We start from the raw sequence: 12410 nt of genomic DNA, 5'->3' as shown, positions 1-12410 counted from the left end.
AACTAAAAAACTAAAATTTAGCAACGTACAACCTGTAATCGGTTTTCTAGTAGTACGTGAAACGTCTTACTTTAGCAATATATTTGGCCAATCGGATCACCTGATGGCTGTAGCCAAATTCGTTATCATACCAAATGTACAACACGATATTTTCTCCGTCTTTTGAAACAATAGTGGCGTTGCTGTCGTAAATAGCTGGTGCCGAAGTTCCAACGATATCAGAGGAAACTAACTCGTTATTCAATGAATATTTTATTTGCTCTACCAATTCGCCTTGCAAAGCATATTTTTTCATGATGGTATTGATTTCAGCTATTGATGTTGGTTTAGAAACTTCAAGATTCAGAACTACCAATGATCCGTTTGGAACAGGAACTCGAATCGCGTTTGAAGTTAGTTTTCCTTCCAATGAAGGTATTGCTTTGGCCACAGCAGTCCCAGCTCCAGTTTCTGTAATCACCATATTTAATGCAGCAGCTCTTCCGCGACGGTATTTTTTATGCATATTATCAACCAAATTCTGGTCGTTAGTATAAGCATGAATGGTTTCCAAGTGTCCTTTTACAACACCCAAAGTATCTTCAACAACTTTCAGAATTGGAGTAATTGCATTGGTAGTACAGGAAGCAGCCGAAAAAATGTTGTGTTCGTCCGGGCAGTAATCATTATGGTTTACGCCATGAACTATATTTGGGACTCCTTTTCCGGGAGCCGTTAACAATACTTTTTCAACTCCTTTTGACTGCAAATGTTTGCTTAATGCTTCTTCATTTGTAAAAGCACCTGTATTGTCAATTACTAAGGCATTGTCAATTCCGTAGCGTGTATAATCAATTTTTCCTGGATCAGTGGCAGTAATTACATGAACAGTTGTTCCGTTGATCACCAAAGTATTGTTTTTTGGATTAGCAACTACTGAACCTTGAAAATCACCGTGGATCGAATCGTAACGCAATAATGAAGCTCTTTTTTCAAGTGAACTGGCATCATTTTTATCGCGAGTTACAATCGCTCTCAATCGCAATTGATTTCCTTTTCCGGTTTTAGACATTAATTCTCTGGCTAATAAACGTCCAATTCTTCCAAAGCCATAAAGCACAACGTCTTTAGGTTGTATTTCTTCAGAGTCTTTAGCATCTTTTAATTTATCCAATATAAAATACCTTTCATCAGGATATTTTTCATCTTCCAATCGGTATTCGTAGGTAAGTTTTCCAATATCCAATTTGGCAGGCGGTAAATCCAATGATAAAATAACCTTAGCAATTTCAACCGAATCAAAGATAGAAATTGGCTTCCCTACAAATTCCCCTGCATATTCATGCAAGTTGATAATTTCGTTTACACTTTTTTCTAGCAGTTGATTTCTGAATAAAACCATTTCTATGGATTTTTCATACCATAAATCACTTATGATTCTGATCAATTCTACTCCTGCACGTCTTCTGTCGGCTTGAAATGAAACTTCCTTTTCGTATAAAGGGGTGGTAGTCATATTGAATTAAATTAATAGGTTTTTTTAAATTTTGCGCAAAAGTATCGATTTCAATCGATTTCGTAACTAATTTTTTGGATTTTTTTTAAATAAAAAAGCCATCTTGTAAAATTAAGATGGCTTTTGGATTTGTGAAGAAAACAATTAGATGATTATTCTGAAAATTTCACCATTTTTATTGATCATTTCAATTCGCATACTTTGTTTGTCATCTTTGTTTTTGAAAATTTTAGAGACAGTTTCAATATTGGTGGCTTTTATATTATCAATACTTAAAATGATATTGCCTTGGAGTTCTTCAGCATATTGCATTAGATTTTCATTGTTTATGGATTTAATTTTTACCCCATAATCAATTTTGAATTTCTTTTTGTCACTGGCATCAATGTTTTCCAGTTCTATTCCCTTGAATTCGGTACTGAAGAACTCATTTTTGCTTAAAGTAACGGGCACTATTATATTTTTACCATCACGAATATAAGTTACCTGTACTTTATCGTTTGGTCTTTTGGTGTTGATGTAACCGGAAAGGTCTGCAAAAGTGGCTACTTTTTGAGCGTCCAATTGGATGATAATATCTCCTTTTTGTAATCCTGCTTTTTCAGCTCCGGAATTTTTTGTGACTTTATTGATATAAAATCCCTGTGTTTGGGTAACGCCCAATTCTTTGGAAGCAAGCGCATTTAATTCGCCTCCTTCAACCCCTAAAATTCCTCTTTGTACATTCCCGAATTCCATTAAATCCTCTATAATTTTTCGGGCATTATTAGAAGGAACCGCAAAGGAATAACCGACATAAGATCCTGTTGTTGATGAAATCATCGTATTAATTCCAATTAATTCCCCACGGGTATTTACTAACGCCCCACCGCTATTACCCGGATTTACAGCCGCATCTGTCTGTATGAAAGATTGAATACCGCTCGTGTCCAGATTTCTGGCTTTAGCAGAAACAATCCCTGCTGTAACCGTAGAGGTCAAGTTATATGGATTTCCTACCGCCAGAACCCATTCACCTACTTTTACTGAATCGGAATTAGCAAAAGCGCTGTATGGTAATTTCTCATCGGCATTAATTTTTAGTAAAGCGATATCCATTTTAGAATCGGTTCCAATGAGTTTTGCAGTATAAGATTTTTTATTATTAAGGGTAATTTCAATTTCGGACGCATCTTTTATTACGTGGTTATTGGTTACAATATAACCGTCTTCGGAAATGATTACACCAGAACCCGTACCCACTTGTTCTTGTTGTTGCTGACCGCCATAGCCATAAAAATATTCCAGTATAGGATTGCTGATTGTTTTTCGGGAAACGTTTTTTACATGGACAACCGTATGTATGGTTTTTTCTGCGGCTTCAGTAAAATCAACGGTTTCTGCAGCCAGTCCCACATTCCGGCCATAGTGTTCAGGAGCAACTGTAACAAGACCGTTTTTGTTATTAGAAAAATAGCTATTATCGTCAAATAATAGTTTGTACGCGCCTAATGTAGTGGCGCCACTTAATAGAGATACCAAAAATAAGGATGAAATTTTTTTCATAATACAATTTAGTTTTATTAGTTGTTTCATTACAAAACTAAACCATATTTTTTTGTTATAAAATGGTTTAACGCTCTTTAACAATGATTAACATTTCATTAATAGTTCGTACTTTTGTATACTCAATTTAATAAAAATGCAATTAGAATTTTATAAATACCAAGGAACAGGAAACGATTTTGTAATGATTGATAATCGTTCCGAAACTTTCCCTAAAGAAGATACCAAACTGATTGAACGCTTATGCGACCGACGTTTTGGAATAGGTGCTGATGGACTTATTTTATTGGAAAACGATCCCGAGACTGATTTTAGAATGGTTTATTATAATTCTGATGGAAATCAAAGTTCGATGTGTGGTAATGGAGGCAGATGTTTAGTGGCTTTCGCCAAAAAACTAAATGTTATAGGGAACGATACTACTTTTATCGCTACTGATGGTTTGCATCATGCTTCTGTTGCTGATAACGGATTAGTTTCTTTACAGATGATTGACGTTGCCAATATAAATAAATCGAATGATCATGTTTTTCTAAACACAGGTTCTCCACATCATGTGCAAATGGTTGATGATTTAGAACATTATAATGTTAAAGAAAAGGGTGCCGAAATTCGGTACGGTGACTTATACGGAAAACAGGGAAGTAATATCAATTTTGTAAAAAAAATAGATGACAAAACCTTTTCACTTCGTACTTATGAAAGAGGTGTGGAAGATGAAACTCTTGCTTGTGGTACCGGCGCAACTGCTGTAGCAATAGCCATGAATGCCACAGGAGAAACAGATGCTACTTCGATAGATTTGAATGTGGAAGGCGGAAAGCTGGTCGTTTCTTTTGATAAAGAGGCCGGGAAGTTTATTAATGTTTTCCTTAAAGGACCTGCAGAGTTTGTTTTTAAAGGAGTAATTGAGATATAAGAACAAAGTAATAATTGTCCCTATTCAGAAGTTAATTCGTAATTCGTAATTTCAAATTCGTAATTATTTAAAATGATAACATTAAAAGGCGATACGATTTACCTTCGGGCTCTAGAACCCAATGATTTGGAGTTCGTTTACGTTATGGAGAACGACCAAAATATTTGGGAGGTGAGTAATACCCAAACGCCTTACAGTCGATTTTTGATCAAACAGTATTTAGAGAATGCCCATCAGGATATTTACGAGGCCAAGCAATTGCGGTTGGCTATTTGTCAGGATCAGGATTTTCCGGCCTTAGGATTAATCGATTTATTTGATTTTGATCCGCAAAATAATAGGGCAGGAGTGGGTATTGTTATTCAGGCTGCAGCAAACAGAAACCAGAGTATCGGTTCAGAAGCCTTGGGCCTGTTAATTAAATATGCTTTTTATAATCTCAACCTGCATCAATTGTATGCAAATATTGCTACAGAAAACACCGCTAGTATAGCTCTTTTTACTAAATTTGGATTTCAGAAAATAGGAGTGAAGAAAGACTGGACTTTCATAAATGGAAGTTATAGGGATGAAGCTCTTTTTCAATTAATTAATCATTCATTTTAAAAATTTTAGTTTTGAATCTAAAAAAAATCATAACAATAGTAGCTGTTGTTTTAATATCCGGATTAATGATTTACGGATTTATTTTAATACGACAAATTTTTGCAGACAACACCAAATTCGAAGAAAATGAAGTGTATGTTTATATTCCTACGGATGCCAATTATGAGGCTGTTAAAAAAATAGTTGCCCCTTATGTTGAGAATATGAATCGTTTTGATGTGGTTGCCAATAAAAAAAGCTATCCTGAAAATGTGAAAGCAGGTCGGTTTTTATTCAAAAAAGGAATGAACAGCAATGAGTTGATTAACGCTTTGCGTCAGAATCTTGCCGTGAATTTGGCATTCAATAATCAAGAAAGATTGGAGGATTTTGCCGGACGTATTGGATCCCAGATTGAAGCAGATAGTATATCATTGTTAAATTCTTTTAAAGATCCTGTTTTCTTAAAGGAAAATGGTTTTAACGAAGAAAATGTTTTGACCATGTTTATTCCAAATACCTATGAAATTTACTGGAATACTTCTGCAATAAAATTTCGTGATAAGATGATTAAGGAATACCGAAATTTTTGGAATGAAGAGCGTATCGAAAAAGCTAAAAAACAAGGATTAACTCCTATTGAAGCAACTATTTTGGCTTCGATTGTCCATAAAGAATCGGTTAAGAAAGATGAAAGGCCAAGAATTGCTGGTGTTTATTTGAATCGGTTGAAAAAAGGAATGCTTCTACAAGCAGACCCGACAGTAATTTTCGCAGTAAAAAAACAATCTAATGACTTCAAACAGGTTATTAAGAGAGTTTTAAATAAGGATTTAAGTGTTGCCTCTCCATACAACACCTATTATTCAGCAGGACTTCCTCCGGGACCGATCGCTATGCCTGATATAACTGCATTGGAAGCTGTATTGAATCCTGAGAATCATAATTACATCTATTTCTGCGCAAGTGTGGATCGTTTTGGTTATCATGAGTTTGCCGTAACACAAGCGGAGCATGAAATAAATGCCAAAAAATATTACAACTGGATTAACAGTCAAGGGGTAAAAAGATAGTTTTGAATGGTCAAAAAAAACGCTGTTTTTTATTCATTTTTCTGGCAGGATTCCAACTCGTATCGGCTCAGAATACAATTGACAGTTTTTTAACTCCGGCTGATTCCTTAAACATAAAAAGACAAAATACCGTTTTCATTTCTGAAGCGGTATTGGCTTCTGTTGCTTTAGTGGGTTTAAACGAACTCTGGTATGCTGATTATCCAAAATCAGATTTTCATTTTATCAATGATAATTCTGAATGGCTTCAAATGGATAAATTGGGACATATGTACTCTTCTTATCATTTGGGTCGATTTGGTGCCGAATTATTGCATTGGAGTGGTGCCAGTAAAAAAAATCAATTGATTTATGGTGCAGGTTTGGGATTTGTATTCCTGACTGCTGTTGAGGTTTTAGATGGATATTCTTCTGAATGGGGAGCATCATCTGGGGATGTAATCGCCAATGCTACGGGTACGGCCTTATATGTTTCCCAGGAGCTTCTTTGGAAAGAACAACGCATCATGCCTAAGTTTTCTTTTCACACTACACAATATGCAGGCTACAGACCAGATGTTTTAGGTAGTTCACTGTCTGAGCAAATATTAAAAGATTATAATGGTCAAACCTATTGGCTATCTGCTAATTTATATTCCTTTTCCAAAGAATCTAAAATTCCAAAATGGTTGAACTTGGCATTGGGCTATGGTGTTGATGGAATGATTTCTGGAAATAATGAAAATAATACCCAATTCCCCCTCCCCAAAACGGAGATTGCTCGCCAATTTTATGTCAGTTTGGATGTTGATTTGACTAAAATTCAAACAAAATCGCATTTTTTGAAAACTTTTTTTTCTGTTTTGAATACTGTAAAAGTTCCTGCTCCAACGATTGAAATAACGCAGTTCGACGGTATTAAATTACACTTCATCTATTTTTAAGAAAGTTTAACATGCTGATTTTCAGCACCGTATTTTTTATTGTATATTTGCAATGTAGAAATTTCTTAACGGGACAGCGTTTTGAAGAAAAACATTATATGATAAAGAAATGGTATTTTTATGCAGGTTTGACTATTATTATAGCCTTTTTAAGCTCTGGTTTTAAACCCTTTAATTTAGACACCAACCCTTGGTTTCTAATTGATGATACTGATCGAACGCATTACTTATTCCCATCTCAAGAAGAAGACGATTACACCAATTTAAATATTCCATTTACAGGAAATTTCTTTATTGGTTTCAAGCAGGCCATCGGCTTCAAAGAATCTCAAAACAAGTACAGAAAAATTAATTCTCTAGGTTATTTAGGGAAATATCAGTTTGGAATTGAAACTCTTAAAACAATAGGGATTCACAACAGTGCTGAATTTTTAAATAGTCCTGAGTTACAGGAGAAAGCTTTTTTAGCTCTTTTAGCTAAAAACAAAGGGGAGTTAAAATATGTGATTGAAAAATACGAAGGAACCATAATGAATGGTATCCGAATTACAGAATCCGGGATTTTAGCGGCGGCGCATCTTGGAGGAGTTGGTTCCGTGAAAAAATATTTCAGATATAAAGGGAAGCGCTATTTCCGCGATGCTTATGGTACTTCAATCATAAGTTACATGAAAGCATTTGGAGGGTATGATACTTCTTTTATTGTTGCTGACAGTAATGCCACGGTAAATAGTATTTAGTCATATGTGCAAAAAACAAAAAAGGCTGCTAAAATAATTTTAGCAGCCTTTTTATTTATTGGTCTGAACAGATTATTTGTCTTTTAAAATTTCTCCATTAGGACGAACCACCAATTTGCGGGTTTCATCTCCTTTTTTAATCTTAATATTGTATTGTTTTTTAATGATATCTCCTTCTTCTTGTGTATAGAGGAATTTGTCATTTACAATGGTCCATTCGGGATAGGTTCTGTAAATGGAGTAAATTACTTCAGAAGGGAGTTTTACATTTTTGTAATTTTCAACAACACGGACTAATTTTCCGTTTTCATTGTAAGTGGCTGCTAATGACCCAACGTCTGAACTTGTCACCACAAGATATTCTCCGTATTCTTCATATTCTTTACCGAGGTCATAAGCGACGAATTTTTCCTGAAGAGCTTTAACTCTGGCATCTGGATTATTATCCGGTATGTAAATTGAAAAATCGGATCCAACTCTTTTAATTACTACTCCTGGTAATTCTTCGACTTTCATTTTCCCTTTATCTGTTTCCACTTGGGAATAAGTGGTTGTTGTTAATCCTAAAAACAGCAAAAAAATAACAAATGTTTTCATAATATTCAGTTTTTAATTAATAACGATTGAGTATAGATTTAATGAACAAATATATTCCGTGGTCTGCGGTTTGATTCCTTATTTATTGAGTTAATCAATTATACATCAATTTGTTAAGTTGAAAATTATGATTTCTTTGAGGCAGTTTTTAAAATGTTAAAAATGATATCTTTATGTAAAATTAGTTCATTTAATTGGGTTCTTTTGTTAATCATATCTGTAATTTAAGTTAATAAATGTTTACTATAGAGTTGGGTTTTTAACAGGAATAATAGTCTTTATTTTTGAAATGAGAATAGATTTAGAACAAAAAAAATCAACGTTTATGTTGATTTTTTTGTTTTAAAAGACAGAAGCTTTTATGTATGGAATTACTGCTTCTTTTATACCAAATGAAGGGTAAGAAATGAATTGATTTCTAATTCAAATTAATGGTTATCCAATCAAGATTTCCAAAATAGTTATGGCAGCATCGCTAATTTTTGTTCCGGGACCGAAAACGGCAACGGCGCCAGCATCAAATAGAAATTGATAATCTTGGGCAGGAATTACACCACCCACAACAACCATAATATCTTCACGACCGTATTTTTTGAGTTCTTCTATTACCTGCGGAACCAGTGTTTTATGACCAGCAGCCAGTGAAGAAACGCCAAGCACATGAACGTCATTTTCTACGGCTTGTTTGGCAGCTTCGGCCGGAGTTTGAAAAAGAGGGCCAATATCTACATCGAAACCTACATCGGCATATCCCGTGGCTACCACTTTGGCCCCACGATCATGACCATCTTGTCCCATTTTGGCAATCATAATTCTTGGTCGACGGCCTTCTTGTTTGGCGAAAATATCGGCTAATTGTTTTGCTTTTTCAAAACTTTTGTCGTCTTTTATTTCTTTACTGTACACACCGCTAAAAGATTTAATTTGTGCTTTGTATCTTCCAAAAACAGTTTCTAAAGCGTCACTGATTTCTCCCAGAGTTGTTCGGTTTCTTGCTGCCTCAACGGCTAATTCAAGTAAATTACCTTCTCCGGTTTTAGCACAATGGATTAATTTTTCAAGTGAATTTTTTACTTTTTCTGAATCTCGAGTAGCTTTAATATGGTCTAATTGCTCCAGCTGTTGCTTACGTACCATCTGGTTATCTACATCGAGAATTTGTAAAGGGTCTTCTTTATCCAATCGATATTTGTTGACTCCTACAATCACATCCTGGCCGCTATCGATACGGGCTTGTTTTCTGGCCGCGGCTTCCTCAATACGAAGTTTCGGAATTCCGGATTCTATGGCTTTGGTCATGCCTCCTAACGCTTCCACTTCCTCGATAAGTTTCCAAGCATTCTCAGCAATTTCATTGGTCAAGCTTTCTACATAATAACTGCCTGCCCAAGGATCAACTGTTTTAGTAATTTTGGTTTCTTCCTGTAAAAAAAGTTGTGTATTTCTGGCAATTCTTGCGGAGAAATCGGTTGGTAAAGCAATGGCTTCATCCAAAGCATTGGTATGTAAGGATTGTGTTCCTCCAAATGCTGCTGCCGCTGCTTCAATACAGGTTCTGGCGACATTGTTAAACGGATCTTGTTCAGTTAAACTCCAACCGCTGGTTTGGCAATGCGTTCGTAAAGCCAAAGATTTTTCATCTTGCGGATTAAATTGTTTTAGGAGTTTTGCCCAAATCATTCGTCCGGCACGCATTTTTGCTATTTCCATAAAATGGTTCATTCCTATGGCCCAGAAAAAGGAAAGACGTGGAGCGAATTCATCGATTTTCATTCCGGTTGCTAATCCTGTTCTGATGTATTCTAAGCCGTCCGCGAGCGTGTAAGCTAATTCAATATCGGCTGTAGCTCCCGCTTCCTGCATGTGGTAACCCGAAATGGATATGGAGTTGAATTTCGGCATATTTTTGCTGGTATATTCAAAAATATCAGCAATGATTTTCATCGACGGAGTTGGAGGATAGATATAGGTATTGCGGACCATAAACTCTTTCAGGATGTCATTTTGTATTGTTCCTGACAGTTGTACTGGTTTTACTCCTTGTTCTTCAGCAGCAACAATGTAAAAAGCCATAATAGGTAAAACAGCACCGTTCATGGTCATAGAAACGGACATTTCGTCAAGTGGAATTTGGTCAAATAATACTTTCATGTCTTCCACAGAGTCAATAGCAACTCCCGCTTTTCCGACGTCTCCCACTACGCGTTCATGATCAGAATCGTAACCACGGTGTGTTGGTAAATCAAAGGCTATGGAAAGACCTTTTTGTCCTGCGGCTAAATTCCTTCGGTAAAAAGCATTACTTTCTTCTGCAGTTGAAAAACCGGCATATTGACGAACGGTCCAAGGTCTGCGGACATACATGGTGGCGTAGGGCCCGCGTAAATTTGGCGCAAAGCCAGCACCAAAACCAAGATGTTCAAGATTCTCAATGTCTTTTTCGGTATAGTTTTGTTTCAACGCAATTCCTTCAGCCGTCTGAAAATCATCTGTTGAATGGTCACGGCTCTCTGTCTTGGAGATACCGCTTAGTTGTATATGTTGTAGATCTTTTCTTTTCATTTGTAAAGTCAAAAAATTATTTTTTCAATTTTAGTATTGAAGTAGTGTTTACTCCTTCGAAAGGCGCTCCTGTTCCAGTTTTTCTGCCAGTCGTTTTTCAATGATTGGTGTAATTAAGGTCTTTCGTGGTTTTACTTTTACAAAAGGGAAGAGTTCTAAATCTTGTTTCATTCGGTCTTCCTTGTTGGCGTATTTGTTTGTTCCGAGAAGAATTTCTTTTCCGGAATCAAACAGGTCTTGTGTCGCGTCTGCGCTTTCCTGTATTTTTCTTTTTATAATTCCTTCATTGAGTTGTTTCAAGAATCCTCCATTAGACTCAATATCTTTAAATAAGACTAATGCCTTTTCCGCCAATTGATTGGTGATGTTTTCTATGTAGTAACTTCCGTCGGCCGGATTGTTTACTTTGTCAAAATAGCTTTCTTTTTTTAGAATCAATAATTGATTTCTGGCAATTCGGTCTCCAAATTCATTGTCTTTATGATACAAAGCGTCGTAAGGCAAATTGGCAATCGCATTTGCACCTCCAAGGATAGCGCTCATGCATTCGGTTGTGGTACGAAGCATATTTACGTTGTAATCGTATAATGTCTTGTTTCTTTTTGTAGGTGTAACCAAGAGCGAGCAATCGAACTTGTGTTTGTATTCTTTTGCAATAAGGTTAAAAAGCAATCGTAAAGCACGAAGTTTGGCAATTTCAAAAAAGTAATTGGTTCCTACCGAAATTTCGAAAACGATAGGATGGTCAATCGTTTCTAATCTATTGAAGTATTCATTGGCATGCGCCAGACAATAGGCGATTTGTTGCACCATGTTAGCGCCGGCATTTTGATATAAAGAACCGTCTATACTGATTAGCGAAATGGAAGAAGTCTCTTTTGAAAGTAAATTTAATGTTTCGAAGTTACTTTTTTCAGCGGTTGTAAACCAGTTTCCATCTCTGGCTAATTGTCCGATAGGGTCCAGATTACAAAATATTATTGCGTTTCTTTGCTTCGCAATAGTATCAATTTTTTTTACGAAATCGATTGAAATAAAACTTAAATGGAAGTAAATCGTTATTTTTTCTAAAGGTAATTTTTCCAATAGTTTGAATACGTCTATAGCTTCATTTTCTATTGTAAAACGGATACTTTCGGCACCTCGATTTAAGGTATCTAAAGCTCTTTCAATTGATTTTTCAACATCAAAAACAAAAATGTTCTGACAGATTTTAAATTCTGTTGCCTTTGTGGTGATTGGGAAAGACTTGGAAAAGTCTTCTCCGTCATAGAAAGGTTTTACTTTGATATCTTCTGGCGAATTCCAGATTAAGGTTTCGTTATAATCGGCTCCTTTAAGTTCAAACTGGATTTTTTGTTTCCATTGTTTGGCAGAAACAGGATTGAATTCGTTGAAAAGGTCTTTCATTAGGTTTACTTTTTCGGTTACGGTTTTATTGTCGCAGAATATATTAAATGTTTGGAACAGTCAATACTATTGTTATCCTGATTTTCTCTTTACTTGTTGGACTCTATTTGTCTAAATTTGTGCTGTCTCCTTCAAATTCGATGATGTAAATGTCCTCGCTGTCTTTTTTCATATAGTACTTTTCGCGGGCATATTTTTCTATTTGTTCCGAATTTTTCAGCTGTTTAATGTGTTCTTGATCTTTTCTTATTTCTTCCTTATAATAGGCCGCATTGTCTTCAAGTTCGTCTATTTGTTTGTCCAGAAATTGATGATCGAAATAGGAATAATTATCGAGAAAAATCATCCAAGTCGCAAAAAATAGTAATACCCAAACATACTTGTTACTCAAAAATTTAAACCAAGACTTGTCTTTGTATGGATTTTTCATTTGTACTGTTTTTTAGGCCTAATTACGGAACTTAATTTTTAATTTTATTTGAGTCCATAGAACTCTGTTTACTCTAAAAATCCTTTTGGTGTTGATGATAACACAGCAAGAATCTATATTGAAAAATGAAA

Annotated in this window: 11 protein-coding genes; 5 read left to right on the top strand and 6 right to left on the bottom strand. The window is 35.4% G+C overall.

All coding sequences use genetic code 11. The features are described from left to right. Positions 1–46: 46 nt before the first annotated feature. Both ABEB23_RS16275 and ABEB23_RS16270 read right to left on the bottom strand, forming a co-directional pair. On the bottom strand, positions 47–1495 hold the full coding sequence (locus tag ABEB23_RS16275; RefSeq protein WP_348813718.1) for a glyceraldehyde-3-phosphate dehydrogenase: 1449 nt from the start codon (positions 1493–1495) through the stop codon (positions 47–49). Positions 1496–1639: 144 nt separating this feature from the next. After that, positions 1640–3040 (bottom strand): S1C family serine protease, encoded by a 1401-nt coding sequence (locus ABEB23_RS16270; RefSeq protein ID WP_348813717.1) that lies wholly within the window; start codon positions 3038–3040, stop codon positions 1640–1642. A 136-nt stretch (positions 3041–3176) separates the two neighbouring features. Here ABEB23_RS16270 and dapF point away from each other — a divergent pair, with 136 nt between their 5' ends. From dapF to ABEB23_RS16245, 5 genes are all read left to right on the top strand, one after another. Beyond that, positions 3177–3959, top strand: a complete 783-nt coding sequence (dapF, locus tag ABEB23_RS16265; protein WP_348813716.1) for a diaminopimelate epimerase — start codon at positions 3177–3179, stop codon at positions 3957–3959. A gap of 72 nt (positions 3960–4031) precedes the next feature. Then, complete coding sequence (locus ABEB23_RS16260) at positions 4032–4565, top strand: GNAT family N-acetyltransferase (RefSeq protein ID WP_348813715.1); 534 nt, start codon at positions 4032–4034, stop codon at positions 4563–4565. Positions 4566–4576: 11 nt separating this feature from the next. Then, positions 4577–5617, top strand: a complete 1041-nt coding sequence (gene mltG, locus ABEB23_RS16255) for an endolytic transglycosylase MltG (RefSeq protein WP_348813714.1) — start codon at positions 4577–4579, stop codon at positions 5615–5617. A 2-nt stretch (positions 5618–5619) separates the two neighbouring features. Continuing rightward, a complete protein-coding gene (locus ABEB23_RS16250) occupies positions 5620–6540 on the top strand; it encodes a DUF2279 domain-containing protein (protein WP_438861680.1) in 921 nt (306 codons plus the stop codon). A 98-nt stretch (positions 6541–6638) separates the two neighbouring features. Further along, complete coding sequence (locus ABEB23_RS16245) at positions 6639–7280, top strand: peptidoglycan-binding protein LysM (RefSeq protein ID WP_348813713.1); 642 nt, start codon at positions 6639–6641, stop codon at positions 7278–7280. Positions 7281–7352: 72 nt separating this feature from the next. Here the strand turns inward: ABEB23_RS16245 and ABEB23_RS16240 are convergent, their stop codons facing one another. The 4 genes from ABEB23_RS16240 to ABEB23_RS16225 all read right to left on the bottom strand — a co-directional run bounded on the left by ABEB23_RS16240 (position 7353) and on the right by ABEB23_RS16225 (position 12279). Then, on the bottom strand, positions 7353–7877 hold the full coding sequence (locus ABEB23_RS16240) for a hypothetical protein (RefSeq protein ID WP_348813712.1): 525 nt from the start codon (positions 7875–7877) through the stop codon (positions 7353–7355). Between the two features lie 435 nt (positions 7878–8312). Next, positions 8313–10439 carry a methylmalonyl-CoA mutase gene (gene scpA, locus ABEB23_RS16235; RefSeq protein ID WP_348813711.1) on the bottom strand — a complete coding sequence of 709 codons (2127 nt, stop codon included), beginning with the start codon at positions 10437–10439 and terminating at the stop codon, positions 8313–8315. Positions 10440–10487: 48 nt separating this feature from the next. After that, the gene (locus ABEB23_RS16230; RefSeq protein ID WP_348813710.1) at positions 10488–11849 is read right to left on the bottom strand and encodes a methylmalonyl-CoA mutase subunit beta; all 1362 of its coding nucleotides are present in this window, start codon (positions 11847–11849) and stop codon (positions 10488–10490) included. A gap of 103 nt (positions 11850–11952) precedes the next feature. Next, a complete protein-coding gene (locus tag ABEB23_RS16225) occupies positions 11953–12279 on the bottom strand; it encodes an FtsB family cell division protein (RefSeq protein ID WP_348813709.1) in 327 nt (108 codons plus the stop codon). Positions 12280–12410 lie beyond the last annotated feature (131 nt).

This window comes from Flavobacterium maritimum (assembly GCF_040049085.1).
GTDB lineage: Bacteria > Bacteroidota > Bacteroidia > Flavobacteriales > Flavobacteriaceae > Flavobacterium > Flavobacterium maritimum.
Note: the sequence above shows the minus strand (reverse complement) of the source record. Positions and strands in the feature narration are given on the sequence as shown.